This window comes from Cupriavidus sp. GW823-FHT06D04 (assembly GCF_058795055.1).
The window spans coordinates 30,308-56,236 of record NZ_JBXAHL010000006.1 but is presented as its reverse complement, the minus strand read 5'-3'; the positions used below and the strand labels follow the sequence as shown (position 1 = coordinate 56,236).

Annotated in this window: 27 protein-coding genes and 1 pseudogene; 15 read left to right on the top strand and 13 right to left on the bottom strand. The window is 68.1% G+C overall.

All coding sequences use genetic code 11. From position 1 onward, the window contains the following. Positions 1 to 3 precede the first annotated feature (3 nt). Entirely contained in the window at positions 4 to 756 is a 753-nt protein-coding gene (locus AC1Q7H_RS11030; protein ID WP_153955729.1) for a Crp/Fnr family transcriptional regulator, read from the bottom strand. Between the two features lie 185 nt (positions 757 to 941). On the opposite strand from AC1Q7H_RS11030, the gene AC1Q7H_RS11025 reads away from it, so the two are divergent. Continuing rightward, a complete protein-coding gene (locus AC1Q7H_RS11025) occupies positions 942 to 1,439 on the top strand; it encodes an Mpo1 family 2-hydroxy fatty acid dioxygenase (RefSeq protein WP_013952876.1) in 498 nt (165 codons plus the stop codon). On the opposite strand, the gene AC1Q7H_RS11020 is transcribed toward AC1Q7H_RS11025, so the two are convergent. Genes AC1Q7H_RS11020 through AC1Q7H_RS11010 form a run of 3 tightly spaced genes read right to left on the bottom strand, consistent with a single transcriptional unit; the run spans position 1,440 to position 3,822 of the window. After that, positions 1,440 to 2,780 carry a sensor histidine kinase gene (locus tag AC1Q7H_RS11020; RefSeq protein ID WP_211981284.1) on the bottom strand — a complete coding sequence of 447 codons (1,341 nt, stop codon included), beginning with the start codon at positions 2,778 to 2,780 and terminating at the stop codon, positions 1,440 to 1,442. Continuing rightward, entirely contained in the window at positions 2,781 to 3,455 is a 675-nt protein-coding gene (locus AC1Q7H_RS11015) for a response regulator transcription factor (protein WP_114134748.1), read from the bottom strand. 16 nt (positions 3,456 to 3,471) lie between these two features. Then, positions 3,472 to 3,822 carry a PepSY domain-containing protein gene (locus AC1Q7H_RS11010; protein WP_153955732.1) on the bottom strand — a complete coding sequence of 117 codons (351 nt, stop codon included), beginning with the start codon at positions 3,820 to 3,822 and terminating at the stop codon, positions 3,472 to 3,474. Positions 3,823 to 3,900: 78 nt separating this feature from the next. Here AC1Q7H_RS11010 and AC1Q7H_RS11005 point away from each other — a divergent pair, with 78 nt between their 5' ends. The 3 genes from AC1Q7H_RS11005 (at position 3,901) to AC1Q7H_RS10995 (ending at position 6,046) form a co-directional block, all read left to right on the top strand. After that, the gene (locus AC1Q7H_RS11005) at positions 3,901 to 4,290 is read left to right on the top strand and encodes a hypothetical protein (protein ID WP_013952880.1); all 390 of its coding nucleotides are present in this window, start codon (positions 3,901 to 3,903) and stop codon (positions 4,288 to 4,290) included. Between the two features lie 181 nt (positions 4,291 to 4,471). Then, entirely contained in the window at positions 4,472 to 4,930 is a 459-nt protein-coding gene (locus AC1Q7H_RS11000) for an HU family DNA-binding protein (protein ID WP_010809407.1), read from the top strand. Between the two features lie 129 nt (positions 4,931 to 5,059). After that, positions 5,060 to 6,046 (top strand): alpha/beta hydrolase fold domain-containing protein, encoded by a 987-nt coding sequence (locus AC1Q7H_RS10995; protein ID WP_211981285.1) that lies wholly within the window; start codon positions 5,060 to 5,062, stop codon positions 6,044 to 6,046. 224 nt (positions 6,047 to 6,270) lie between these two features. On the opposite strand, the gene AC1Q7H_RS10990 is transcribed toward AC1Q7H_RS10995, so the two are convergent. The 3 genes from AC1Q7H_RS10990 to AC1Q7H_RS10980 form a co-directional block, all read right to left on the bottom strand. Next, positions 6,271 to 6,639 carry a 5-carboxymethyl-2-hydroxymuconate Delta-isomerase gene (locus AC1Q7H_RS10990; protein WP_035823957.1) on the bottom strand — a complete coding sequence of 123 codons (369 nt, stop codon included), beginning with the start codon at positions 6,637 to 6,639 and terminating at the stop codon, positions 6,271 to 6,273. Between the two features lie 116 nt (positions 6,640 to 6,755). Next, on the bottom strand, positions 6,756 to 7,352 hold the full coding sequence (locus AC1Q7H_RS10985) for an HAD domain-containing protein (RefSeq protein WP_013952884.1): 597 nt from the start codon (positions 7,350 to 7,352) through the stop codon (positions 6,756 to 6,758). A 191-nt stretch (positions 7,353 to 7,543) separates the two neighbouring features. After that, positions 7,544 to 9,172 (bottom strand): methyl-accepting chemotaxis protein, encoded by a 1,629-nt coding sequence (locus tag AC1Q7H_RS10980; RefSeq protein ID WP_211981286.1) that lies wholly within the window; start codon positions 9,170 to 9,172, stop codon positions 7,544 to 7,546. A gap of 230 nt (positions 9,173 to 9,402) precedes the next feature. Here AC1Q7H_RS10980 and AC1Q7H_RS10975 point away from each other — a divergent pair, with 230 nt between their 5' ends. After that, complete coding sequence (locus tag AC1Q7H_RS10975) at positions 9,403 to 11,253, top strand: phosphodiesterase (protein ID WP_041228626.1); 1,851 nt, start codon at positions 9,403 to 9,405, stop codon at positions 11,251 to 11,253. Here the strand turns inward: AC1Q7H_RS10975 and AC1Q7H_RS10970 are convergent. After that, positions 11,250 to 12,006 (bottom strand): annotated as a pseudogene (locus AC1Q7H_RS10970) (response regulator transcription factor). The gene AC1Q7H_RS10975 and the pseudogene AC1Q7H_RS10970 overlap by 4 nt on opposite strands. Before the next feature lie 408 nt (positions 12,007 to 12,414). Between AC1Q7H_RS10970 and cls the strand changes: the two are divergent. The 4 genes from cls (at position 12,415) to AC1Q7H_RS10950 (ending at position 15,517) form a co-directional block, all read left to right on the top strand. Then, positions 12,415 to 13,851: a cardiolipin synthase gene (gene cls / locus AC1Q7H_RS10965; RefSeq protein ID WP_153955735.1), complete on the top strand. Its 1,437-nt coding sequence runs from the start codon at positions 12,415 to 12,417 to the stop codon at positions 13,849 to 13,851. A 129-nt stretch (positions 13,852 to 13,980) separates the two neighbouring features. Beyond that, complete coding sequence (locus tag AC1Q7H_RS10960) at positions 13,981 to 14,625, top strand: TetR/AcrR family transcriptional regulator (RefSeq protein ID WP_153955736.1); 645 nt, start codon at positions 13,981 to 13,983, stop codon at positions 14,623 to 14,625. A 314-nt stretch (positions 14,626 to 14,939) separates the two neighbouring features. Then, positions 14,940 to 15,257, top strand: a complete 318-nt coding sequence (locus AC1Q7H_RS10955) for a hypothetical protein (protein ID WP_153956217.1) — start codon at positions 14,940 to 14,942, stop codon at positions 15,255 to 15,257. A 77-nt stretch (positions 15,258 to 15,334) separates the two neighbouring features. After that, positions 15,335 to 15,517 (top strand): hypothetical protein, encoded by a 183-nt coding sequence (locus AC1Q7H_RS10950; RefSeq protein WP_153956216.1) that lies wholly within the window; start codon positions 15,335 to 15,337, stop codon positions 15,515 to 15,517. A 51-nt stretch (positions 15,518 to 15,568) separates the two neighbouring features. Here AC1Q7H_RS10950 and AC1Q7H_RS10945 read toward each other — a convergent pair whose 3' ends face one another. After that, complete coding sequence (locus tag AC1Q7H_RS10945; protein ID WP_035823937.1) at positions 15,569 to 15,994, bottom strand: hypothetical protein; 426 nt, start codon at positions 15,992 to 15,994, stop codon at positions 15,569 to 15,571. A gap of 249 nt (positions 15,995 to 16,243) precedes the next feature. Next, the gene (locus tag AC1Q7H_RS10940) at positions 16,244 to 17,371 is read right to left on the bottom strand and encodes a site-specific integrase (protein ID WP_153956215.1); all 1,128 of its coding nucleotides are present in this window, start codon (positions 17,369 to 17,371) and stop codon (positions 16,244 to 16,246) included. A 113-nt stretch (positions 17,372 to 17,484) separates the two neighbouring features. Here AC1Q7H_RS10940 and AC1Q7H_RS10935 point away from each other — a divergent pair, with 113 nt between their 5' ends. From AC1Q7H_RS10935 to AC1Q7H_RS10925, 3 genes are all read left to right on the top strand, one after another. After that, positions 17,485 to 18,450, top strand: a complete 966-nt coding sequence (locus tag AC1Q7H_RS10935; RefSeq protein WP_492381306.1) for a DNA-binding protein — start codon at positions 17,485 to 17,487, stop codon at positions 18,448 to 18,450. A 97-nt stretch (positions 18,451 to 18,547) separates the two neighbouring features. Then, on the top strand, positions 18,548 to 19,063 hold the full coding sequence (locus tag AC1Q7H_RS10930; RefSeq protein ID WP_035823930.1) for an Xre family toxin-antitoxin system antitoxin: 516 nt from the start codon (positions 18,548 to 18,550) through the stop codon (positions 19,061 to 19,063). Further along, positions 19,060 to 19,533, top strand: a complete 474-nt coding sequence (locus AC1Q7H_RS10925; protein WP_211981292.1) for an RES family NAD+ phosphorylase — start codon at positions 19,060 to 19,062, stop codon at positions 19,531 to 19,533. The genes AC1Q7H_RS10930 and AC1Q7H_RS10925 overlap by 4 nt, the downstream gene beginning before the upstream one ends. A 3-nt stretch (positions 19,534 to 19,536) precedes the next feature. On the opposite strand, the gene AC1Q7H_RS10920 is transcribed toward AC1Q7H_RS10925, so the two are convergent. Further along, positions 19,537 to 21,114: a fatty acid--CoA ligase gene (locus AC1Q7H_RS10920; protein ID WP_211981293.1), complete on the bottom strand. Its 1,578-nt coding sequence runs from the start codon at positions 21,112 to 21,114 to the stop codon at positions 19,537 to 19,539. Positions 21,115 to 21,309: 195 nt separating this feature from the next. On the opposite strand from AC1Q7H_RS10920, the gene AC1Q7H_RS10915 reads away from it, so the two are divergent. After that, positions 21,310 to 23,619 carry an ATP-dependent DNA helicase gene (locus AC1Q7H_RS10915; protein ID WP_211981296.1) on the top strand — a complete coding sequence of 770 codons (2,310 nt, stop codon included), beginning with the start codon at positions 21,310 to 21,312 and terminating at the stop codon, positions 23,617 to 23,619. A gap of 126 nt (positions 23,620 to 23,745) precedes the next feature. Further along, positions 23,746 to 24,069, top strand: coding sequence for a thioredoxin family protein (locus AC1Q7H_RS10910; RefSeq protein WP_211981298.1), 324 nt, complete (start codon positions 23,746 to 23,748; stop codon positions 24,067 to 24,069). A 17-nt stretch (positions 24,070 to 24,086) separates the two neighbouring features. Here AC1Q7H_RS10910 and AC1Q7H_RS10905 read toward each other — a convergent pair whose 3' ends face one another. Beyond that, positions 24,087 to 24,518 (bottom strand): VOC family protein, encoded by a 432-nt coding sequence (locus tag AC1Q7H_RS10905; RefSeq protein WP_010809388.1) that lies wholly within the window; start codon positions 24,516 to 24,518, stop codon positions 24,087 to 24,089. A gap of 122 nt (positions 24,519 to 24,640) precedes the next feature. On the opposite strand from AC1Q7H_RS10905, the gene AC1Q7H_RS10900 reads away from it, so the two are divergent. Next, positions 24,641 to 25,525, top strand: a complete 885-nt coding sequence (locus AC1Q7H_RS10900) for a LysR family transcriptional regulator (protein ID WP_013952899.1) — start codon at positions 24,641 to 24,643, stop codon at positions 25,523 to 25,525. Between the two features lie 11 nt (positions 25,526 to 25,536). On the opposite strand, the gene AC1Q7H_RS10895 is transcribed toward AC1Q7H_RS10900, so the two are convergent. Continuing rightward, the gene (locus AC1Q7H_RS10895; protein WP_013952900.1) at positions 25,537 to 25,872 is read right to left on the bottom strand and encodes a cupin domain-containing protein; all 336 of its coding nucleotides are present in this window, start codon (positions 25,870 to 25,872) and stop codon (positions 25,537 to 25,539) included. Positions 25,873 to 25,929 lie beyond the last annotated feature (57 nt).

Below are 25,929 nucleotides of genomic sequence, written 5' to 3'. Positions count from 1 at the left end.
CATTCAGTTGAGCGCTTCCAGCGCCGGCAGGTCAAGCAGTTCGATGCCGCCATACTCCAGCCGCAGCAGCCCGCGCGCTTCCAGTTCGCGCAACGCGTGGTTCACGGTCTGGCGCGACAGGCCCAGCATCTGCGCAAGCTGTTCCTGCGGGATGCGCACGCGCTGCGTGGCCTGGTCCTGCGGCAGGTTGCCGTAGCCATGGGCGATCGCGGCCAGGCGGCGGGCGATGCGCGCCGCCGGCGGCAGCAATTGCGCTTCCTCGACATAGTTGAAGGCTTGGCGCGTCTTGGCGGCCAGCAATTGCCCGAAGGCCTGCCACCATGCCGGCTGCTGCGCCAGGCGCCGCTCCAGGCTGGCGCGCGGCACGTGCCACAGCATCGTGGCGCTGACCGCGCGCGCGTCGTGGGTGCGCGGCAGGCCGTCGAACAGGCAGATTTCGCCGAACCAGGTGCCGGGCTCCAGCAGTCCGAGCAACGCCGCCTTGCCCGATTCGCCGCTGGCGTGGATCTGCATGGTGCCGCTGGCGACACAATACAGGCCGTCGAAGCGGTCGCCGCGGGCAAAGAGCGTCTCGCCGGCCACCAGCCGGCGCAGGCTGCCATCATCGAGCAGTGCCTGGCGCAGCGCCGGCGGCAACTGGCTGAACCACGCGCCGGCACGTACGGCAGCAAGTGAATCGTCGCGCGGCGGCACCGTGCCGGGCAGTGTGCCGGCGAGTTGCGATCGGGGGCGTTGCGGCGGGCTCGCCAGTCCCATGCCGGTCTCCTTTCATATGGGGCTGTGCCGGGTGTCAGCAGGGACACACAAGGGCACGCGCGACTGTGCCGACTGTCAAAAACCTGACAGACCGCACGGTGCGCGCCCACTACTATAAATCCACATCGCGCCCGCCGCGCAGCAGCAGGCGGCACGCGCACGCCTGCGCACAAGGAGACGCCCCCGTGAAAACCCTGATCGAACACCTGGCCAACTACGCTGCCTACCATCGCGACCCGCGCAACGTCTTTACGCACTTCATCGGCATCCCGATGATCGTGCTGGCAGTGACGACGCTGCTGGCACGCCCGGCGCTGCCGCTGGGCGACGGCTCTGCCTACCTGACGCCGGCGATGCTGCTGTACATCCTGTCGTGCCTGTTCTACCTGCGCCTGTCGCTGGTGTTCGGGGTGGCGATGGCGGCCATCCTGGCGTTCTTCCTCTATGCCGGCGCACATATTGCAGCGATGCCCACCGCCTGGTGGCTTGCCATCGGCGTTGGCTTGTTCGTGGCGGGATGGGTGATCCAGTTCATCGGCCACTATTACGAGGGGCGCAAGCCGGCGTTCGTCGACGACCTGGTCGGCCTGCTGATCGGTCCGCTGTTCCTGGTGGCGGAAACCGCCTTTGCGCTGGGGCTGGCACGCGACACGCGCGAGGCCATGGCCGCCCGCGCGCACTGATCAAGGCAACCCCGCCGGCAGCCGCAGCCGCGCCGCCAGCCCGCCCAGCGGGCTCGATGCCAGCGCCAGGCTGCCGTCGTACATCGCGGCGATTTCCGTCACGATCGCCAAGCCCAGGCCGCTGCCAGCAGCGGCCTCATCGAGCCGGCCATAGCGGGCGGTGGCCAGTGCCTGCGCCTCCGGCGGCATGCCCGGGCCGTCGTCTTCGACCAGTATGTCGAGCTCGCCATCCGCTTCCTGCAGCGTGACGCGCACGCGCGTGCGCGCCCACTGGCAGGCATTGTCGAGCAGGTTGCCGAGTATTTCGATCAGGTCTTGCCGGTCCCCGGCAAAGTGCCCGGAGCCTTCAACCGTCAGCGCCAGCGCGCGCTCAGCGTGCAGCCGCGCCAGTGCACGCGTCAGCTCGCGTACCGGCGGGCCGGCATCGATGCGCTCGCCGCGCGCCGCCGCGGCGCCCGCGGCGCGGGCGCGCGCCAGGTGGCGGTCGACCTGCCGGCGCATCGCTTCGACCTGCGCCGCCACGGCTTGCGCCGGCGCCCCCGGCAGCGCCTCGGCCTCGTTGGCGAGCACTGCCAGCGGCGTCTTGACCGCGTGCGCCAGGTCAGCCGCCTGCCGGCGCGAGCGTTCCAGCGCCTGGGCATTGCGTGCCAGCAGGGCATTGATCTCGGCAACCAGGGGTTCGACTTCGGTGGGCCAGTCGCCGCCCAGGCGTGCCTCGCGCCGCGCCTGCATTGTGCCCAGCGCGCGCCGCAGCCGCGCCAGCGGCGCCAGGCCGAACTTCACCTGCGCCGCGACCGCCAGCATCAGCCCCAGCCCCAGCGCCGTCAGCGACCACGCCAGCGTCCGGTTGAAGCTGCGGCGCGCGGCGCGCAGCTCGGTCCGGTCCAGCGCCACCGAGATCTCCACCGGGGTATCCGCGGACGGCAGCACCAGTTGCCGGGACACCACCAGCAACGACTGGTTGCCGGGCCCCGGGCGCACGTCGGCCTGGGCGCCGGCAAGGCGGCGCTCCACCGTCACCGGCATTTCCGTATCCCACAGCGAGCGCGAGCGCAGCAGCGCGCCCGGCGCGCGCGCCTGCCAGTAGGTGCCGGAGTAGGGCAGCTCGTAGCGGGGATCGGCAGGGGTACGGGTAAGGACCAGCTTGCCGTCGGCGCTCCAGTCCAGCGCCGCGGCCAGGCCCGCCAACTGGTGGTCGAGCTGGCGCACATAGGTGTTGTTGACGTGGCGCTCGAACAGTGTCGACAGCAGCCAGCCGCTGACGCCCAGCGCCGCTGCCAGCCAGATCGCCGCCACTGCCAGCAGGCGCAGCGCAAGGGACCGGCGCAGGCGGGCGGGCATCTAGGGCTGCAGCTGCGACGGCGGCCGCAGCCGGTAGCCCTGGCCGCGCACGGTCTCGATGACGTCCACGCCAAGCTTGCGGCGCAGCCGCCCGACAAAGACCTCGATGGTGTTGCTGTCGCGGTCGAAGTCCTGGGCATAGATATGCTCGGTCAGCGCGGTCTTGCTGACGATGGCGCCGGGATGGTGCATCAGGTAGTCCAGCACGCGGAATTCATGCGAGGTCAGCGCCACCGGCGTGCCGTCGACGGTGACCGTGCCTGCGCGCGGATTCATCCGCACCGGGCCGCATTGCAGCTCCGGCGCCGGCATGCCGTGCGCGCGCCGGATCAGCGCGCGGATGCGCGCGAGCAGCTCTTCCATGCGGAATGGCTTGGCCAGGTAGTCGTCGGCGCCAGCGTCGATGCCTTCGACCTTCTCGGTCCAGCTGTCGCGCGCGGTCAGGATCAGCACCGGCACGCTGACCTGCGCGGCGCGCCAGCGGCGCAGCACCGAAAGGCCGTCCAGCCGCGGCAGGCCCAGGTCCAGGATGACGGCGTCGTAGGGCTCCTGCTCGCCCAGGTGGCAGGCGTCCAGGCCGTCCGCGGCCACGTCGACGGCATAGCCGGCGTCGGCCAGGCTGGCACGGACCTGGGCGGCGAGGGCGGCTTCGTCTTCGACCAGCAAGATGCGCATCGGGGTCTCCTGTCGGTCAGGGTTTGCGGCGGGCGTCTTCCAGCCCACGCCCCTTGGCTTTGAGCAGGGCGGCCGTGCGTGCATCGTACTCGAGCTTGGCCACCGAACCGCCGGGCAACAGCAGCTTGACCTCGTACTGCCAGATGCCGTCATCGCGGTCCAGCTCCACGCCGATCACGTCGCCCGCGTACTGGCGCGATACTGTTTCCAGGATGCGCGACAGCGGCAGGATTTCGCCCGACTGCACGGCCGCGCGGGCGCGGTCGGCGTCCTTGTCGGCGTGCGCGGCCGGCATCGCCGCCAGCGCCAGCAGCGCCGCAGCGACCAGCATGCGCGGGCTCAGGAGGGCCGGGAAATTGAACTTCATGGGCCGGAGTTTGCATCAAATTGCCTGAATGCGGGCTGAACGTAACCCTCAGGCGGCGTTCAGCCGCCGGCACGGACAATGGCCGCCATCACAGCCATCCTGCCAGAGAGCCCGCCCATGCCGCCCGTATCGACACCCAACCGCCACTTGTCTTCGCCGCGCGCAAGGTGCCTGCGCTGGCTCGCACTGGCGGCCGGCGTGCCGGTTTCACTGCTGTGCGTGGCGAGCCTGTTCGGCATGCAGGCCGGCCTGCTTGCGTCCTGGCAGGCATGGTGGCATGCCGATGCAAGCCTGGCGATGATTGCGCTCGGCACTCTCTTCGCGGGTTCGGTGCTGGCGCTTTGCACGGGTGACCAGGCAGCAAACGGTAGCGCCGCGGCACGCGCATCGCTGCGCGCGCAGGCACCTGAAGCGGCTGACGCGAACGCCAAAACGGGGGTACGTAGGCCGTATTCGCGTTTCCACTGAGGCAAAGCCGCGACAAAACCCGGGGTTTTCACGGGGTTTTACGTTTCGCATGCACGAAAACCCCTTGACTTACGGTACTTTCCGCTATGATTCAGTGGGCGTCGAGAAGACGATTGCGCAACGCTGAGAAGCAATGCGAAACACCTGCCGACACCCATTTGTTCAACTTACGAATATCGATATGGCGACCAAAGCGAAACCGACCGCGAAGACTGCAACCAAGCCCGCTGCCAAGAAGGCTGCGGCAACCAAGGCACCCGTGAAGGCTGCCGCCAAGAAGGCCACGCCGGCCAAGAAGGCTGCTCCGGCCGCTGCGCCCGTTGCGCGCCCGCTGAAGGACACCTTCAACAAGTCGAGCCTGGTCGCTCACCTGGTAGCTCAGACCCAACTGGAAGCCAAGGCCGTGAAGACGGTGCTGGCCCACCTGGAAACCACCATCATCGGCGCGCTGAACAAGAAGGGCGCTGGCGAGTTCACGCTGCCCGGCCTGCTGAAGGTCACGGCGCAGCAAGTGCCGGCCAAGAAGAAGCGCTTCGGCAAGGACCCGTTCACCGGTGAAGAGCGTTGGTTCCCGGCCAAGCCGGCCAGCGTCAAGGTCAAGGTCCGTCCGCTGAAGAAGCTGAAGGACGCCGCAGCCTGATCTGCGCCACATTGTCCTGACAAAAAAGGAGCCGCTTGCCGGCTCCTTTTTTTATGCGTGAGCGCAATACGTGCCGCGCGTTCCTGCATTTTCAGCCGCCGGCGACAGACCGGCGCGGGAGGAGACACGATGCCAAGTCTGCAATGCCAGCTGTGGCGGCTTGCCTTGCGCCTGGTCCGGCGCAAGCGGCGGTTTGCCAGCGCACAGGCGCTCCATGATGAAATCCGGCGGCGCCGTATCGCCGGGCGCGCCTATCCGTCCCGCCGCCTGCTCGCGCGGCACGCGGTCAGCGAGGAGCGGATCGCCGGGATGGAGGTCTACACCGTGCAGCCCAGGAGCGGGCCTGCGCACGGTAAGGCCCGTCATATCCTTTACCTGCACGGCGGCGGCTATGTTTTCGATATCGTCAGCCAGCACTGGGATTTCGTCGGCAAGCTGGTGGACGCGCTTGGCTGCGCGGTGACGGTGCCGGTCTATCCGCTGGCGCCGGAACATACTCACCGCGACGTGTTCGCGGCCATGGTGCCGCTGTGGCAGGCGCTGCAGCAGCGCTATCCGGGTGCAGACCTGACCGTCATGGGCGATTCCGCTGGCGGTGGCATGGCGCTGGCGCTGGCACAGGTGCTGCGCGACAGCGGCCAACCGCTGCCGCGGCGCCTGGTATTGATGTCGCCGTTCCTGGATGCCACCGGCGACAATCCCGGCATCGATGCCCTGGAGCCGTTCGACCCGATGCTGTCACGCCCCGGGGGCATTGAATGCGGGCGCGTCTATGCCGGCGCGGATCCGGTGACCTTGCCGCAGGTCAGTCCCATGCACGGCGTGTTGCGCGGGTTGCCGCCCACCACATTGTTCATCGGCACCCATGACATCCTGCTGCCCGACTGCAGGAAGTTCCGCCAGATGGCCGACGAGCAAGGCCTGCCGCTTCGGTATCACGAGGGCGAGGGGATGTTCCACGTCTGGATGCTGCTGCCGATGCCGGAAGCGGACGCGGCGTTTGCCGAGATTGTGCGGTCCGTGCTTGCCGACGACGCCCATGGCGCGGAGGGCAGGGACGGGCTGGCGCCGGTGCGCGCTGCCGTTGCCCCGCAGGAAGTGACCGACCCGGGTTGATGCGGCCGCCGGGTGATTCATGCCAGGCTGGCCGCAAGCGGATCCGACTGGAACAAGTTTAACCTGCGTCAAACTGGAAGCACGGGCGCCCCGCTAGAATCGGTCAGGTCATGGGTGCGGGGGCGCTCCCCATGACAGAGCTTCCGGAGCCTTCCTGAAGCTTCCGCCCGCGGCCGCAATGGCCGCGGGTTCTTTATTTGACGGCCACCCTCCGGTCCGCTACCTCAGGCCACCACCTGCTTGGCATAGGTTGCCCGCGCCATCTCGCAGACCTCTACCGACACCTGCACGTCCTGGCCGGTGCCGGAGCCAGCCCGCACCGCTTCGGCGATCACGTCGCAGACGGCCTGCGCCAGTGCCTGGCGCACGGCGGTGTCGCGGCCGTCCAGGATCGACAGGCGCGCGTGGACAAAGGCCCGCTCGACCGCGTCCACGCCCTGGCGGTAAGTCGACAGCGTGATGCAGCGCGACTTGATATCCGCCTCCTGGAACTGTCCGGAAGCCAGCAGGGCGGCATTGGCTTCATCCAGCAACTCTTCCTGCGAGCAGTTCAGGCGGGTGTTTTCGGTGAGTTCGATGACGAGGTGAGGCATGGCGGCGTCCTGACTGTGCGTTCCGGTGAAACCGAGCATGATACGGGATCGCAGGGCGTACCAATGCAAACGGGGCGCCTTTGGGCGCCCCGTCGGGATGTGCTGCTGCTGCGGGATCAGGCGTGGACAGGCGTGCGCTTGCGTGCCGGTGCCCGCGCGCCGTCGAAGCGGGCCGGATTTTCCCGGGCGAGCTGCTGCAGCTGGGCCAGCTTGGCCTTCAGGCCGGCATCCAGTTTCGGTGCGGGCATCACCGTGGACGGGCAGGCCACGCCCAGGATGCCTAGCGCCTGCTGGAAGTTCTCCAGAGTCAGCCCGGCAGCCGGGTCAACGGTGACGAGGTGCTCGCGCAAGGCTTCGGGCATCGACTCCGGGGCGGCGCAGGAGATGATCACGTAGTGGACCGGCATGGCGCCCTGGGCGAAATAGGCTTCGATTTCCGCGCCATGGCCGCCTGCGGCCGGCGGGGTCATGGCTTCGACCTGCAGGTCCAGCTGCTGCAGGATTGCCGCGGGCGTGCCGCGGCGCCAGGCGTCGGACACCACCACGCGGGCGCCGGCCACGCCGAACAACCTGCGTACGAACCCCAGCGCGACAGGATCAAAGAACCGGACGTCGCGCAGCGTGCCCGAATCCGGAATGCCGCCGAGGCGGGTGCGGGAGCGGTCGGAATACAGGACGCCGGGTACGTCCAGCATGATGAGTCGTTCAGCCATGGTTTCCTGTGCGGGTGCCAGTTCAGTTGGTGTGAACCAAGATTACTCGCCAGGGGCAGGCTGACACGTAACCGGCGCGGGTTCAGTTGAAACAGATCTGTAACTTTGTCGGGGAAGACGTAAATGCCGGTTACGCCGCCATGACAAATGTTTCGCCCAGACACATCTGGCCGGTACAAAGATGACACAGACTAGAAGCGGAAGCGGGCCACATCGTCGGCCAGCGCCGCTGCCTGCTGGTCCAGCCGGGCTGCCTGGCTGGCCAGGTCATCGACCAGCGCCGCGTTCTGCTGGGCGGTCTGGCGCAGCTGCGATACGGATTGCCCGGCGGCCTGCACGCTGCCGGCCTGCTCGTCGGCAATCGTGCGCAACGCCTCGGCCAGCGCATGGCTGTGCCCGACGGTAGCCGCGATGCGGTCCATCGCCACCACCACGCTGGCGCTCAGGCGCGCGCCTTGCTCGATCTCATGTGTAGCCGTGCCGACGATGCCACCGATCTCGCGCGCCGCATCGGCGCTGCGCTGGGCCAGCGCGCGCACTTCTTGCGCGACCACCGCAAAGCCGCGGCCGGCGGGGCCGGCGCGGGCCGCTTCCACGGCGGCATTCAGGGCCAGGATATTGGTCTGGAAGGCGATGCCCTGGATCACGCCGACGATCTCGGCGATATGGCGCGAGTGGCCGTGCAGCGTATCCATCGCGCCGCGCATCTGCTGCACCACGGCAGCGCCGGCATCGGTGGCGGCACGTGCCTGGCTGGCCATCTGGCTCGATTCGGTGGCCTGGGCGTGCGCGTCGGCCACGCGTGCGGCCAGTGCCTGCATGCTGCCGGTGGTGGCATCGAGCGCGCTGGCCTGCTGCTGGGTGCGCGCCGACAGGGCCTGGTTGTCTTCGGCGATCTGCTGGCCGGCCGCGGTGATCTCCTGTGCGCTGGCCTGGATACGCGCCAGCACGCCGGCAAGCTGGTCGCGCATGCCGGCCACGTGGTGCAGCATGCTGCTGTGGTCCGACGGGCGCAGGGCGATGGTGGCGGTCAGGTCGCCGGCGGCTATGCGGCGCGCGATCTCGGCGGCGTCACGCGGCTCGCCGCCAAGCTCGGCACGCAGGCTGCGCGCCGCGATCCACGCCAGCGCGGCGGCCGCCAGTAGGCTGGCGCCGAGCAGGGCGGCCATCCATGCCTGCGCGCGCAGCTGGCTGGCCGCCACGCTGGCCACCGTGGCCGCGGCCTTTTGTTCCTGCTGCTGGCGCACGGCTTCCACCTGCCGGCTGAGGGATTGCAGCTGTTCGGTGACGAAGTGGCCGTCGACCGAGACCGCGCTGTCGAATTGCAGCGAGTCCAGTGGCTGCTTGCGCAGCAGCGCCACGTAGGCCTGCACCAGCTCGCCGGCGCGCTGGCGTTCGCGCAGCAGCGGCGCGGCCTGTGCCGCGGCGGCCTGGCGTACGCCGGCCAGCGCAGCATCGAGCTGCGACAGGCCGCGCGCGATGTCGGCGGCGGCATCGTCGCGCTCGGTGCTGCTGGTGGCCATGGTCAGCGCCAGCTGGGCACGGCCAAGCGTAGCCAGCGCCGACTGCGCACGCTCGGCCGAGATGGCGCCGTGCATGTCGTGCTGGTACAGGGTGTCGGTGCGCGCCTTGATCGAGACCAGGTTGGCGATGCCGGTCAACCCGACGGCGGCGCCGAACAGGTACACCAGGGCAAAGGCGGCGCACAGGCGCGCCACCAGCGGCAGGCGGCCCAGTCGTGCGGAAAGCCGCGCGAACAGCCGCGCGGGGGCAGCTGCCCGGCTGCGGCCGGGCAGGTGTGTCTTGATGACTTGCAACACGGAGAAGACTCCAAACGGGCACGCTGGCTCCAGAAGGATGCACGGCCCGGGCTTGACCCGAATTGCCGCACGCGCTGTCCTCTGTCCGGGGCGGTCGCAGGCGGCGCACGGATGGTCGGTCATCAACGTGACGCCGGCGTGACATGGAATGAGGATCTTTGTCATCACGCTGTCATCTCCATGTCATGCAATGTCGCTCGCCCATCTTGCTCCACCCCCGGATTTCCTCCATGACAGGCCTGCCTGCCGCCACGCCTTCGCACGACCGCGCACCTGTCGCATCTTCTGGCACCCCCGTCGCGGCGGCACTGGCGCGTGCACGGCTGCCGCCGCTGCACGCGGTATTCCAGCCGATCGTGCAGGCCGACAATGCCGAAATTCTTGGCTACGAGGCGCTGATCCGGGGCCCGGCCGGCTCGCCCTGGGCGAAACCCGACGCGTTGTTCCGGCTGGCGCAGGGCGTTGCCGCGACCATGGCGCTGGAGATCCACGCGGCGCGCACCGCGCTGGCCGCCTGGCGCAGCCTGGACCTGCCCGGCAAGCTCTTCCTCAATTTCAGCCCCATGACATTGCGGCACCTGCTGGCCGAGCGCGGGCGGTTGATGGCGGCGCTGCTGGAAGCGGGCATTGCGCCATCGCGCCTGGTGATCGAAGTCACCGAACAGACCCCGATCGGCGATGCGGCCAGCTTTGCCCAGGCGATGGCGGTGCTGCGCGAGCTCGGCATGCAATACGCGCTGGATGATTTCGGCACCGGGCATGCCAACCTCGACCTGCTGGCGCACTTGTCGCCGCACTTCGTCAAGATCGACAAATCGCTGGTGCGGGGCATTGCTTCCTGTTCGCGCCGGCTGGAAATCCTGCGCGCGCTGCTGCGCATGATGAGCGCCTTTGGCGGGCGCGTGATCGCCGAAGGCATCGAAGACGAAGACGAGCTCGCCGTGATCCGCGACCTGGGCGTGACCGGCGCCCAGGGCTACTACGTGGGCCGGCCCGTGGCGCGGCCGGCCGCGCAGGCGCCGCTGCACGTGCACCAGGCGCTGGCGTCGCGCCATATCGCCGTGTTTCCGCAAATGGTGCGCTCAGGCTGGTCGGGCATCACCGCCGGGCGCCTGCTGCGGCCAGCGCCGACCGTGTCCCCTGCCACCAGCAACGATGCGGTGCTGCGCGTCTTCCAGGACCAGCCCGACCTGCAGGCCGTGGCCGTCGTCAATGACGAAGGCCGGCCGCTGGCGATCATCAGCCGCCAGGCCTTTGTCGACCGCTACGCGGCGCCGTTCCATCGCGAGCTGTATGGCAAGAAGGCCTGCATCGCCATGGCCAACCGCGAGCCGGCCTGCTTTGACCATCGCGCCAGCCTGGAGGAAATGGCGCAGATCCTGTCCGGCGAGAACACGCGTTCGCTTGCCGATGGTTTCGTGATCACCGAACAGGGCTGCTATATCGGCCTGGGCACCGGCGCCGACCTGATCCGGGCCATCACCGAAGTGCGCATGGAGGCGGCGCGCTACGCCAATCCGCTGACCTTTCTGCCCGGCAATATTCCGCTGAACCAGCATATCGAGCGACTGATCGAAGCCGCCAGCGAGTTCCGCGCCTGCTATGTCGACCTGAACCATTTCAAGCCTTTCAACGACAAGTATGGCTACTGGAAGGGCGATGAGATGCTCAAGGGCGCGGCCGCCATCCTGGCCGAGGCCTGTGATCCCGCACGCGATTTTCTCGGCCATGTGGGCGGCGACGATTTCCTGGTGCTGTACCAGAGCAGCGACTGGGCCGCGCGCCTGCAAGCGGCAATCCGGCGCTTCAACGATGCGGCGCGCGCCATGTATTCGCCCGCCGATCGCAGCGCCGGTGGCATGCATGGCGAAGACCGGCACGGGCGGCCGGTCTTCTTTGCGCCAGTATCGATGGCGGTTGGCGTGGTGTGTGTGAGCGGCGAGGGCGTGGCGGGCCTGCAGCGGCTGGGCAGCCAGCATATCGGTGCCGCGGCGGCGGCGGCCAAGCGCGAGGCCAAGCGCTCGGCAACCGGCATGGCCGTGCTGGACTTCCTGTCGCTGGCCGCGACGCTGTCGGTCTAGCGGTCCGGCTGCCTGCGTCTGGTGACCCGGCGGCCCACTGCGGGCAGCCTGGGCGCGTCGCCCCCTTCCAGTACGTCGAGCCGGTAGCCGTGCGCGTAGACGACGGTGATGACGATGCCGTTGGCGATGCCGATGCGCAGGGTCTTGCGCAGGCGCGAGATCAGTCCGGCCAGTGCCCGTGACAGCGGCGCCAGTTCATGCCGCCACACCATCCTGCTGGATGCGGTCGTTGGACAGGACCCGGCCGACATTGGAGAACAACAGCATGGCCAGGTCGAATTCCTTCGGCGTCATTTCGATGCGCTCGTCGCGCAGCGTGGCAAAGCGGCCCACACTGTTGAGCTGATAGGGGCCGACGCGCACCACCAGGCCCTGGCGCAGGCGCTCACCGGTCACCCGGCGGCGCGGCGCCGTGATGCGTGCCATCAGCACGCGCGCATTGAGCGGACGGCATACGTAGTCATCAGCGCCGGCTTCGAGTGCATCGACGAGGCCATCTTCACTGCTGTCGGCCGCAAGCATGATGATGGGCACATCGCGTGAGCGCGCACAGCGCACGGCACGGATAACGTCGACGGCTGGCAGGTCCGGCAACTCGTCATCGATCAGCAGCAGGTCGAACGGTACCTGGCTGACACCGTGGATCAGGTCGCGGCCCGATTCAAACACGTTGCAACGATAACCGGAACGTGCCAGCAGTTCCGGCACCGGCCGGAGTTGGGGCGACTTGTCCATGAGCCGCGCAATATTCATCGATGGCGAAATACGAGAGCTTGGCAGGGACGGCCGGACCGCGATGGAACGAAGGCAGGCGCGCACGCACGCAGCACTACCGCTCGCAAGCAGCAAGCGTACAAAAAGTGCGGTCAACAGGACAATCAGACATTTCTGAAATTTCTGCTGTTTTTTTGATGGCGCTCGCGTTGTTGGCGTGACGGAGCGCGTGTCGACGGGGCCGATGGCGATATGGAAAGTTGTCCACAGTTCCTGTGGACAAGCCAGGGAACAGTGGCCAGACTACGGCCTGGCACCGTGATGCTGTCGGCGTGCCAAAAAAGAAGGCAGCCGCGTTGAAGTTATGGGCGCCGTGCTGTCAACATCCGGGCGGGGTGTGCCAAAATAGCGCGCATCCCGTTCTGGTCCGGGGACTCAAGCCCACCGATGCTGCAGAGCCCGAGTGTCATCGCCATCATCGTCCTGTGCTTTCACGTCGTCGGCGTGGTGGCCGCCCTGCATGCCGTCATGACGGTGCGCACCGCGCCCGGCGCGATCGCGTGGGCGGGGTCGCTGCTGATGATGCCGTACTTCACGCTGGTGCCTTACCTGGTCTTCGGGCGCAGCACCTTCGCCGGCTACGTCGATGCGCGGCGTTTCAATGACGACCACCTGCGCGAGCTGCGCCACGGCATGACCCCGCGCGAGCGCGAGGCGCGCAGCGCCTGCGTGGTCCATGCGCCGGCGCAGGTCTGCATGCGTGCGCTGCCCCGGCTGACCGGCATGCCGTGCCTGGCCAACAATGACGTGCGCTTGCTGGTCAATGGCGAGCAGACCTTCGAGGCGATCTTTGCCGCGATCGCGCGGGCCAGCCAGGTGCTGATCGTGCAGTTCTTCATCGTGCATGACGACGCGCTGGGCCAGCGCCTGCAGGCGCTGCTGTGTGAGCGTGCACGGGCCGGCGTCAAGGTGTACTTCCTGTTCGATCGCATCGGCTGCCACGCGCTGCCGCGCCGCTACGTGCGTACGCTGACCGAGGCCGGTGTCGATGCGCGGGCGTTCTCCACGCACCGCGGCTTTGTCAATCGGTTCCAGCTCAATTTTCGCAACCATCGCAAGCTGGTGATCGTCGACGGCAGCGAGGCTTTTGTTGGTGGCCACAACGTCGGCGTCGAATACCTGGGCGAACGCCCGCCGCTGGCGCCGTGGCGCGACACCCATATCGCGCTGCGCGGCAGCGCCGTGCTGGACCTGCAGATGGCCTTTGCCGAAGACTGGTTCTGGGCCGCGCGCGAGGTGCCGCACCTGCTGATGCCGCCGCCTGAGGTGGGCGGGCGCATGACCTGCCAGGTGGTGCCGTCAGGCCCTGCCGACGCGCAGGAGACCTGTTCGCTGTTCTTTGTCGAGGCCATCCAGTCGGCGCGCCACCGGCTGTGGATCACGTCGCCGTATTTCGTGCCGGACGAGGCGGTGTTTGCGGTGCTGCGGCTGGCCGTGCTGCGCGGCGTGGATGTGCGCATCCTGATTCCGGCGCGGCCCGATCACCTGGTAGTCTATGCCGCCTCCACCATCTATGCGTACCAGGCCGTGTCCGCCGGCATCAAGCTGTATCGCTACCAGCCGGGCTTCCTGCACCAGAAGGTCATCCTGGTCGACGACGAAGCCGCGGCTGTCGGCACGGCCAACCTGGACAACCGCTCGTTCCGGCTCAACTTCGAGCTGATGGTGATGACCGCCGACAAGGGCTTTGCCGCGAGCGTGGCCACCATGCTCGAAGCCGACTTCGCCCAGGCCCGGCGCATCGGCGTAGACGAGTTCCTTGACGCGCCGGCGCCGCTGCGCGTGGCGATGCACGTCGCCAAGCTGTTCGCGCCAATCCTCTGAAGCCCGCATTCCGGTCCGCTGATTCCTGCAATCCTCGTTGCGACAGACTTGTTTTCGCTTGATTGTGTACACTGTTCACTATAAGCGTATGCACATCATGAACCGTTATCCATATTCAAGAGGGTCCGCATGACCCGGGCTGTCCCCGCGCCCCCGGCGCGCGCCACCTACCGCCACGGAGACCTGCGCCGCGCGCTGCTGGACGCCGGCATCGACCTGGCGCGCGAGGGTGGCCCCGACGCCATCGTGCTGCGCGAGGCCACGCGCCGTGCCGGTGTGGTGCCCAATGCCGCGTATCGGCACTTTGCCAGCCGGCAGGACCTGCTGCAGGCGGTGCGGGCCTCGGCCTTGTCGTCGCTTGCCATTGCCATGGAGGGTGAAATCGGCGGGCTGCGGCCGGGCCGCGGGGCCGCCGCGCATGCGCGTGCCTGCCTGCGTGCGGTCGGCACCGGCTACCTGCGCTTTGCGCTGGCCGAGACCGGACTGTTCCGCACCGCGTTTTCGGTGCCGAATGAAGTGGAAGACGATGCCGACCCGGCCAAGGCGGGCAACAGCGGCCTCAATCCGTTCCAGCTGCTGGGCGCGGCGCTCGACAAGCTGGTGGAAGCCGGCGTGCTGCCGCCCGAGCGCCGGCCGGGCGCGGAGTACCTGGCGTGGTCGGCCGTGCATGGCCTCGCCATCCTGCTGATCGACGGCCCGCTGCGCAGCCGCGCCAGGGAGCAGGCAGAGATCCTCGGGCAGCGCTTGCTCGACATGGTCGAGAAGGGCCTGTAGCGCCTGCAGCAGGAACGCGGCGAAAAAAATGCCACGATGGCGGGGACCAACGTGGCAGTGTAAGGAACCAGGAAGGTGGTCAACCTGACTCAGTCGGGGCACCCGCGGGCCGGGTGCAAGAGGACTGCATTCTGTTGTTTCTCATCTGAATATCGGATATTTCCTAAATAGGGCGTTGAATTGTCCCGATATGCGCACGTCGATGCCCGCACGTCATCAGGACGCGGCTGCATTTCGAGGAATTGTGAGGCTTGCGGCGCGGTCTAACTTGCTGTCAGACAGCCGAATACCGGCGCCACGGTGAGGAGCAGATCATGCGATATGGATTGGGAGCGGCCCTCTGCGTGGCAGTGCTGGCTGGCTGCGTCGCCTATCCCTATGCAGGTGACCCTTACTACCCCGCTTATCCGGCCTATCCGGTGTCGTCTGCCTACTACTACGATGGCTACCCGGTTGCGCCGTACTACCCGTACTACGGTGCCTGGCCCGGCTACGGTGGCTTCTACGGCAGCTTTACCTATATCCATGGCGGCGGTTACGGCGGGCATCACTGGCATGGCGGTGGTGGCCACAGGAATGGCGGCTGGCATGGAGGCGGACGCGGTGGCGGCCACGGTGGCAGGGGCCGATGACCATGCGTCGCCGTGATGGCAAGGCGGCCCGCACGGGATTACCATCCGCTCATGGACGCCAACGGAGCCCCATCGCCATGACCAAGCCCGCAACGCAGAAGCACCAGACGCCGGCCTCCAGTGAACAACAGCGCAAGGATGAACTGATCGAGCGCGAACTGGACGAGGCGCTGAAAGAGACGTTCCCGGCGAGCGACCCCGTGGCTGTCGATACCCATGCGCCGCGCAAACCCGGGCCGGAACCGAAACCGGCGAAGTAGGCGGGCAGGCTATACCGTGGGGCGCGCAACGCGCCCGCGCAATCCGCCGTGCTATGGCAACTGGCGCAGCTGCCCGATCACCGACATCAGCCGTCCGTGCGCCACGATGACGCCGGACTCGTCCTGCAGGGCTTCCTGGTAACGCTTGCGGAAGGCCGGGTCAGAACCGTCGCTGAACAGCCTTTCCGCGGCGCGTCCGACTGCTCGGCAGGTTTCGTCGTGGTGTTCCTTGGCCTCCAGCTCTTCGTCGATCTCGATGATCAGGCGCGACAGCGGGTCGAGCCAGCGGAAGTAGTTGTCTTCAGTCACCAGTTGCACAAACAGGCCAGCCGGAATCGGGCCGTTTAGGCGCTCATACTGGGTCCTGTCATAGCCGATGACTTCCTTGTGAACCTGCAGCAAGGCAGCCCGCAGGGCTTTCAGCCCCGAGCGCCGGGTTTCCTGGGTGGCGAGGAATTGTTCGTTGGGCATCCCCATCTTCTCCGCGTTTCTGCTTGTTCCGGTCCAGGCAGGTGGTGCGCAATGGCATCCCATGGGCCGCCGCTGCACATCGTGCCAGTGGCGATTGCCTGCCGGATTCTCCGGGCGCGGCCGGCCATGCCTGGCACTGTGCGGCGCGCTGCCAGTATAGGCACCCCCCGCAGCCCGAGCCAGCGCTGCCAGCTAGCGAAATACCCGTATTTGCGCCGGCTGCGCGGCATGATTGGCGCCAGTTGCAAGCCGCCGTCAGTCGCCTTCGGCGGATTGCGGCGCTTGCGCCAGCAGGTCGGCCGCACGCGAGCGCCGCGCGTCCGCGGCGCGGAAATACCGCACTACCGTCGACACGCTCGCGTGGCCGGTCATGGCCATGGTCTCGGCCAGCGGCACCTGTTGCGCAGCAGCCTCCGTGACAAAGCCCGAGCGCAGTGAATGCGCCGAGTAGTCGCCCTCCAGTCCCGCCAGTGCGCAGCGCGTCTTGACGATGCGGCTGACTGCCGCATCGGACAAAGCTTCTGCCACATGCCCGCCGCGGCGGATGCGGCGAAACAGCGGCCCGCTGCTGATGCCGGCGGCCGCAAGCCATGCCTCCAGCGCCTGGCCGGCGGCACCGGTGACGGGCTTGGCGGTATCGGCGTGCTCGTTGCCCGACTGGTTGGTCTTGGACCAGCCCAGTGCATAGACGAAGTCACCCGGGCCAAGCCGGGTGAGGTGCTCAAGGGTCGCGCGCGCGACTTCAGAGCGGCGGCGCCCGCCACTGGCCCACGCAAACAGCAGCAGCGCGCGGTCGCGCAGGCCGCGCAGCGAGTCATCGCAGGTATCGAGCAGGCGCAGCAGCGGATCGCGGGTCAGCGCCGCCTTGCGCGCCTGCCGCTGCCCGCGGCGCGCATAGGCACGCCGGATGCCGGCCATCAGTTCGCGCACCGCAGCTTCGGCACAGGGGTTGGGCAGGGCCTGCAGACGGTGGGCCTTGGCCAGTACCGCCAGCCGGTGGGTCAGCGTGGACAGCGCGGGCGGGCCGGGTCGTGCCTTGTATCCGTCAGCGACCAGCGCCTGGTCGATGGCCGTAGGCATCTCGCAGACAGGGCCTTGCGGCGTCTGGCGCGTGGCGTGGTCGACGATGAACTGGATGACGACGGCAGGCGCGAGCGGGAGCCGCACAGGTTGCCGGTAGCGCAGGGCATACCAGGCAGACCAGTAGCGCAATGCGGACCGGTAGCTCGCCACCGTGTTTTGGGATTCGCCTTCGCGGCGCAGGGCATTGGCCGCTTGCTCGGCAAGAGGATCCAGTTCGGACGGGCGAAGCGGCGCCGGTAGTTCGACATCGGATGCGATCGGTGGAAAGTAGGCCTCGTGGGCTTCTCGGGTTTTTACCATATTAAATATGATGTATGCTGTAATATATCATACTGAAAAGACAAATAACAGCCGATAACTCTCCATTATCGAACCTTATTTGTCTTCCTCACAGACTTTTGCCGGATCCCATTATGGAAACCCTCCGCAGCCGTGGCATTACCCGAGACGACGTCTGGCAGGCCGCCGACAGCCTGCTCAAGGCCGGCCAGCGGCCCACCATCGAACGCATCCGCCTGCACCTGGGGCGGGGTTCGCCCAATACGGTCAGCCCGCACCTGGATGCCTGGTTTGCAGCGCTGGGTGGACGTATCCAGGATCCACAGGGCTTTGCGCCCGCACCAGGATGCCCGGAGCCAGTCACGGAGGCAGCGCGCTACCTGTGGGAAGCGGCGCTGCAGGTGGCCAAGGCTTCGGCCGAGGCCGCGCTGGTGCAGCGTGAGGCGGCGCTGGCCGAGGCCCGGGCGGCACTGGAGCAGGAGCGCGAGGCGCTGGCGCAGGAACGCCAGGTCATGCAGGTCCGACTGGAAGGGGCCGAGACGGCCATGGCGGAACTGACACGGGCCCGAGACGACGCCACGGAGCGCGCCGTGCGTGCTGAAACAGCGACCGCCGCCTTGCAGCAACAGGCGGAGACCATGCGCGCAGAATCGGCCGCGGCGCTGTTGGCACACAACGCGATGCAGCAGGATTTCGCCGCGCAGCGGGCGGCGTGGGACCAAGAGCGGGAAACCGTGACCCAGCGCGCCGCTGCCAATGAGCGCCGCATGGCGCTGGAGCTGGATGCCGCGCGCGTGGCGGCCAGGGAAGCCCAGAAGCTGCTGGAAGCCGAGCGCAAGGCGGCCGTTGAGCGGCTGACGCGTGCCGCCGAGGCCGCGTCGCGCCAGGGCAGCGAGATGACACGCCTTGGCCAGACGCTCGCCGTGCTGGAAGAACGGGTGCGGCAGCGGGAAAGCCTGCTGGCCGAGTATCGCGACCAGGCGGATGCCGCATCCACGGCCGCCGCCGGCCCCGCCAGTCCGGCAGTCCGCCGCACACGGCCGGCCCGCGCTGCACTGGCCGCCGGCAAGGGCAGCCGGCGGTACACGCGGGGCTTATAGTGCGCCTGGCAGGGCAACCACCAACGGATGCATGGCGGGTGCGCAGGCGGCTTTTGTCAATTGAGCTATACTGAATGCTCATTTGATGAGGTCTGCCATGCCGCTCACGCTCACTCCCGAAGGCCGCTATCCGCTGGCTCATGAACGCCCGGCACCGCCCGAGCTGAGCGTCAACAACTATGTCGCCGTCTATGAGGCCAGCCTGTCGACGCAAGGTGCCATGTCGGTCATCCGCGCGATTCGTGAAGGCGTGCCGGCTTCAGACCTGACCCGCCTGGCCGAATCCATGGGCACGACCAAGGAGCAGCTGATCAAGACACTGGATTTGCCGCGCGCCACTGTGGACCGCAAGGCACGGGCGCACCAGAACCTGTCGAGCGAGCAGAGCGAGCGTGTGCTGGGCATGGCGCGGCTGGTCGGGCAGGTCCAGGCGCTGGTGGAAAGCTCGGGCGATCCGCGCGGTTTCAGCGCGGCACAGTGGGTGGCGCAGTGGCTGGAGCAGCCGTCGCCGGCGCTGGGCGGGCGCCGCCCCGCTGAGCTGATGGATACGCTCGCCGGCCAGCGCATCGTTTCCGACCTAGTGGCCAGGATGCAGAGCGGGGCGTACGCGTGAGGCCAGCCTGGCGGATCGCGACCGACACCCCAGACTACACCGCGGACGATGCCAGCGGCGCCGGCGCCAAGGCCACCGGCGGGCGCTGGAACCGGCAGGGCACGCCCTTGATCTATGCGGCGTCCAGCATCGCGCTGGCTTGCCTGGAAACGCTGGTCCACCTGGGCGCGGGCGGGCTGCCACTGAACCGCTACCTGGTCCGGATCGACATCCCTGACGAACTATGGGCGGCGGCGCAGCAACTGAGCGCGGACACCGCCCCCGTTGGATGGGATGCCATTCCCGCCGGCAAGACCAGCCTCGACACCGGCGAAGCCTGGACCGCCGCGGGCACCAGCGCCTTGCTGCTGGTGCCCTCTATCGTCATCCCTGAAGAACACAACGTGCTGGTCAACCCGGCACACCCCGACGCGGCGCGGCTGGCCTACGTCAAGCTGCGCCGCTGGCATTATGACGCGCGCCTAGTCTGAGGCTCAGGCCGTGGCGCCGGCGCGCAGCATGTGCTTCTGGATCTTGCCGCTGGTGGTCTTGGGCAATGCGTCCAGGAAGTGATAGCGGCGCGGGCGCTTGTAGGCTGCCAGCCGGTCACCCTGCAGCAGGAAGGCGTCGAGCTGCGCCGCGCTGACCGGTGCGTCGCCGCGCGTCACCACATAGGCGCCGACCACCTGGCCCCAGGTCGGATCGGGTTCGCCCAGCACGGCTACCTCCAGCACGGCTGGGTGTTCGATCAGTGCGTCTTCCACCTCGCGCGGATAGACGTTCTCCGCGCCGGAATTGATCATGTAGTCGATGCGGTCGCGGATCCACAGGTAGCCGTCCGCATCCAGGCTGCCGAGGTCGCCGGTGTGGTACCAGCCGTGCGCGAGCGCGCGCGCATTGGCATCCGGGCGGTTCAGGTAGCCCTGCATCATGCAGGGGCCACGCACCAGCACTTCGCCGACTTCGCCCGGCGCGCACGGCTGCAAGGGGTCGGTCGGCTCGCCGTCGTCGCGCAGCCTGGCCACCACCAGTTCATGGCCGAGCGCGGGCAGGCCTGCCGAGCCAGCGTGGCTCAGCTGCTCATGTGGGTAAAGCACCGACATGCACGGGCCCATCTCCGTGGTGCCGTACACCTGCACCAGCCCGGCGCCGACCTTGCGGTCCCACTCGCGGATCAGGTGCGGCGCCATCGATGCGCCGCCGTATTCGACCAGCCGCAGCGAAGACACGTCGCGTGCGTCGGCATCCGGATGGTTCAGCAGCATGCCCACCATGGTTGGGGCGGCAAAGAAATGCGTGACGCGTTCGCTTTCCACCAGTTGCCAGGCCTCGCCCGCGTCGAAGCGGCGCTGCAGCACCTGCGTCGCGCCGACCTGCAGGCGGGGCAGGAAGCTGGTATGCAGCTCGGCAGTATGGTTCAGCGGCGCGACCGACAGGCCCACGTCCTCGCGCGACAGCGTCATGGCCTGGTGCATCATCGCGTTATGCTGCAGCTTGCTGCGATGGGTGTGCACCACGCCCTTGGGGCGGCCGGTGGTGCCGCTGGTGTACATCAGGATGCAGGGGTCGTCTTCATGGACCGTCACCGCGGGCGGCGTGGCCGGCTGGCCCGCGGCCAGCGTGTCGAGCCGGTGCGTGGCGAAGGCGGGCGCGGCATCGGGGTCGGCATAGATACGCAGCGCGGTGCCTGGCGCCAGTTCGGCGGCCTTCTCCACCACGCCCGCGCCTTCCTGCTCGAACAGCACTGCCTTGGCGCCGCCATCGTTCAGGATGTAGGCCAGTTCCTGCGCAGCCAGGCGGTAGTTGACCGGGTTGTAGACCGCGCCAATGCGCGCCGTGGCCAGCAGCGTGAAGACGAAGGCCGGGGTGTTGTAGAGGAAGGCCGCGACCACGTCGCCCTTGCCGATCCCCAGCGACTGCAGCGCGTGCGCGTGGCGGTTGACCTCGGCATCGAGCTCCGCATACGTCCACGCGCGTCGACTGGCACCGATGCCGCTGACCAGCGCGGTCTTGCGCGGCAGATAGCGCGCGGGCCAGGAGAGGGTGTCGCCAAGGGTGATGCCGCGGGTCAAGGTTGTGCTCCGGTCATGGTCCGCCGCCGGCTTGCCGGCAGGTAGTTGTTGTCTTGTAAGCCAGACAATATAGAGCGGCGGGTGGGGCACATGGAAATAACGTTTTGCTCTTTCCTTATGCCGGAGCGGCCGTCACGCGGTAACGCCCTTGCGTGATACTGTATATTCATACAGTTATTGCCGCGCCCCGTTCCTGTGTCTGCCGTCCCGCCGCCCATTCCAGCCCCGCCTGCCACGCCAGCCGCTCCGGCCTACGTGGTGGCCGTGCGCGCGCTGTGCGAGTTCACTGCCAAGGCGGGTGACCTGGACCTGCGCTTCGTGCCGACGCCATCGTCGCAGGAGGGCGTGGCCGGGCATGCCGTAGTGACCAGCCGGCGCGTGGAGGGCTACCAGGCCGAGGTGGCGCTTGCCGCCGATTTCGGCCCCTTGCATGTGCGCGGCCGCGCCGATGGCTACGATCCCGCCGCCAACCGGCTGGAAGAAATCAAGACCGTGCGCGGCGATGCCGCCGTGCCGGACAACCACCGCCACCTGCACTGGGCGCAGGCCAAGGTCTACGGCTGCCTGTTATGCCGCAAGCTGGGGCTGCCCGGGCTGGAGATCGCGGTGGTCTATTTCGACATCATCAGCCAGCGCGAGCACCCGGTCGCGGAGCACTTCACTGCGCAGGCGCTTGAAGCCTTCTTCGTGCAGACCTGCGAGCAGTTCCTGCACTGGGCGCAGGCGGAACTGGCCCATCGGCAGGCACGCGATGGCGCGCTGGCGCAGCTGGCCTTTCCGCACCAGGGTTTCCGCCCGGGCCAGCGCGAACTGGCGCAGGCGGTCTACAACGCCAACCGCGCGGGCCGCCACCTGCTGGCGCAGGCGCCCACCGGCATCGGCAAGTCGGTCGGCACGCTGTTCCCGGTGCTCAAGGCCATGCCGGGGCAGGGCATCGACAAGGTCTACTTCCTGTCGGCCCGCTCCACCGGGCGCGGCGTGGCGCTGCACGCCGCCAATGCGCTGCGCGGCCATGGCGCGCAGCCGCTGCATGTGCTGGAGCTGGTGGCCCGCGACAAGGCCTGCGAGCATCCGGAGCTGGCCTGCCATGGCGAGTCCTGCCCGCTGGCGCGCGGCTTCTATGACCGCCTGCCGGCAGCACGCGAAGCCGCGCGCGGCGTGCCGGTGCGCGACCGCGCCGCAGTGCGCACGCTGGCGCTGGCACACGGGATCTGCCCTTACTATCTGTCGCAGGAACTGGTGCGCTGGAGCGACGTGGTGGTGGCCGACTACAACTACTACTTCGACCGCAGCGCGTTGCTGTACGCGCTGACCGCGGCCAATGGCTGGCGCGCCAGCGTGCTGGTGGACGAGGCCCACAACCTGGTCGAGCGCGGCCGCGCCATGTACACCGCGGAACTCGACCCCCAATCGCTGCGCGAGGTGCGCCGCAGCGCGCCGGCCGTCGTGCGCAAGCCATTGACGCGGCTGGCCCGACAATGGAGCACGCTGGCGCGCCAGAGTGATGACGCCTACGAAGTCCTGCCCGAAGTGCCCGCCGCCTTGCGCCGCGCGCTGGACGAATGCTGCGCGGCGGCACTGACGCATATGACCGAGCATCCAGGCGCGCAGGATCCGGCGCTGCAGCGCTTCTATTTCGATGCGCTGCATTTTGGCCGCCTGGCCGAGCAGCTCGACGCGCATTCGCTGTTCGATATCCAGCGCGTGCCGCGCAGCGGCCGCGGCCACCATGCGTGGCTGTGCCTGCGCAATGTCATCCCGGCCCCGTTCCTGCGCCCGCGCTTTGCCGCCGCGCATTCGGTCACGCTGTTCTCCGCGACGCTCGATCCTGCCGCCTATTACCTCGATACGCTGGGTTTGCCTGCCGATTGCGCGCGGGTGCAAGTGCCATCGCCGTTCCGCGCCGAGCAACTGTCGGTGCGGATTGCAGCGCGCATCTCCACCCGCTATGCGCGGCGCGAACAATCGCTGCCGGCCATCGTCGCGCTGATGGCCGGCCAGTTCCGCGCGCGGCGCGGCAACTACCTGGCGTTCTTCAGCAGCCATGAATACCTGCAACAAGCCGTGGCCCGCTTCGCTCAGTCTCACCCCGACATCCCGCATTGGGTGCAGTCGCGGGGCATGGACGAAGCCGCGCAGGCGGCGTTCCTGGATACGTTTGCGGAAGGCGGCGAGGGCATCGGCTTTGCGGTGCTGGGCGGCGCCTTTGCCGAAGGCGTGGACCTGCCCGGCGAGCGCCTGATCGGCGCCTTCGTTGCCACGCTGGGGCTGCCACAGTTCAACGCGGTCAACGAGCAGTTCCGCGCGCGCATGCAGCAGGTGTTCGGGCAGGGATATGCCTATGCCTACCTGTATCCCGGGCTGCGCAAGGTGGTGCAGGCGGCAGGCCGGGTCATCCGCACGCAGCAGGACCAGGGCGTGGTCTATCTGATCGACGACCGCTTTGCCGCGGCCGAAGTGCGCGAGCTGCTGCCGGCATGGTGGGAAATCGCCACGGCGGCGTAGAAATTACACAGCCGGGCCGGTCTGGGGCATCCTCTTTGCGCGGTGCCTGCCCGGAGTTGCCGCTGGAACGAATCTGGCAGGCATGCGGATGGCATCAGTGCCAGCTATCGCGAAAGGACCAGATCCATGCCCATGACCCAACAATACGCGGCCACCGAGCCGACCCGCACGGAAGTGGATGCGCTGCCGGGCGCCACCGTGCTGGAATTCGGCGCCCCGTGGTGCGGCTACTGCCAGCGCGCCCAGCCGGCGCTGGCCGAGGCCTTTGCCGTGCATCCGGCGTTGCGCCATCTCAAGATCGAGGACGGCAGCGGGCGCCGGCTTGGCCGGTCGTTTCACATCAAGCTGTGGCCGACGCTGGTGTTCCTGCGCGACGGGCGGGAAGTGGCGCGGCTGGTGCGCCCGACCGAGTCCGACCCGATCCGCGAGGCCATGCGCCGCATTGCATAGCCCGGCCGCGCGCAGCCTTACTTGGCAAACACCTGGCTCAGGTCGCCAAAGGCCTTGAACTCCAGCGCATTGCCCGACGGGTCCAGGAAGAACATGGTGGCCTGCTCGCCAACCTGGCCCTTGAAGCGCACATGCGGCTCGATCACGAACTGCGTGCCCGCCGCGCGCAGCCGCTCGGCCAGGGCCTCCCATTCGGCCATCGGCAGGATCGCGCCGAAGTGCCGCACCGGCACGTCATCGCCATCGACGGCGCTGGTGGCGCGGTGTCCACATTCCTCGGGCGACAGGTGCGCCACCACCTGGTGGCCATAGAAATTGAAGTCCACCCAGGCCTCGGAACTGCGCCCTTCGGGGCAGCCAAGCAAGTCGCCATAGAAGCGCCTTGCCTCGGCCAGGTCGCGCACGGGGAAAGCCAGGTGGAACAGGGGGATAGAGGAAGTCGCGCTCATGCGGGGGGCCTTTGTCGGGGGTCGGTATGCGGGCAGGCGTTGGCCTGCGCGTTGATTGTAGCCAGCACAACCCGTAATATGAAGCGAATCATTTTTGCTCTGAGCATCAGACTTTTCGATAGATGATCCGCTACTTCCAGACCTTCCTAGTGGCCGCCGAGACTGGCTCGTTTTCCGCCGCCGCGGCGCGGCTGGCGCTGACGCAGTCGGCCGTCAGCACGCAGATCCGGCGGCTGGAAGAGGACCTGGACTGCGTACTCTTCGATCGCACCGGCAAGTCGGTCGCGCTCAGCGAAGCCGGGCGCCGGCTGGTGCCGGAGGCGCGGCGCTTTGTCGAGCTCTATGCCGCGATGAAGGACCGCGCCGGCCCGCACGCCGACGCCGCGCCGGTGGAGCTGGGCGCGGTGTCTACGGTCCAGGCCACCTTGCTGGCGGATGCGATGCGGCATTTCCGGGGGCGCTTTCCGGACTCGCACGTCAATGTGGTGCCGGGCATGTCCACCCAGCTGCTGACGCAGGTGGATGCGCGCGAGCTGGACATCGCCGTGCTGATCCGGCCGCGGCTGGGCTTTCCGCCAGACCTCAAGTGGGTGCCGCTGGTGCGCGAGGGCTTTGTTGGCATTGGTCCCGCCGGCGCGCCTGCAGACCTGCGCGCGCTGCTGGAGACGCTTCCGTTCATTCGCTACAACCGCCACAGCACCGGCGGGCAGCTGGTGGACGGCTACCTGAAGCGGCAGCGGCTATGGGTCAGGGAAGGGATGGAGCTGGATGAGCCTGCGGTGATCCTGCAGATGGTGGCAGCGGGCCTGGGTTGCGCCATCATCCCGTCCGAACTGGTGCCATTGCAGCAGTCCGCGGGCGTGGTGCAGGCGCCCTTGGCGGGCGGGCCGCTCTATCGCGACGTAGGCGTGCTGGTGCGCGAATCGGCACTGCGCCGCGAGCCGGTGGCGGCGCTGATCGATGCCTTTGTGGCCGCCAGCGCGCGCTGGCAGCCTGTCGTGGCGTAAGGCCGGACGACTCAGCGGCTGCCGGGCAGGACCAACGTGACCAGCACCGAGGCATCGGAGATGGCGGTCACGTCGTAGCGCACGCTCGGCCCCAGGTAGAGCAGGTCGCCCTGGTGCAGCTGGCGCTCGGCGCCGTCCACCCGCACGCGCACCTCGCCTTCCAGGCATTGCACGGTCATCGGGCCATCCACTGCATGGGGCGGCACATGCTTGCCCGCCTTCAGCACCAGCCGCATCACTTCCAGCGGGCCTTCCTTGAACAGGGCCTGGGTGGCGGTCTGGTCCAGCCGTGTGCCCAGTGGCAGCACGCTGGCGATCTGTCCGGATGCAAGATGGGGAAGGGACATGCGCGGCTCCTCGCTCTTCTGGTGGGGTGGCTTGTCAGGCACGGCCGGCGCCTGGCG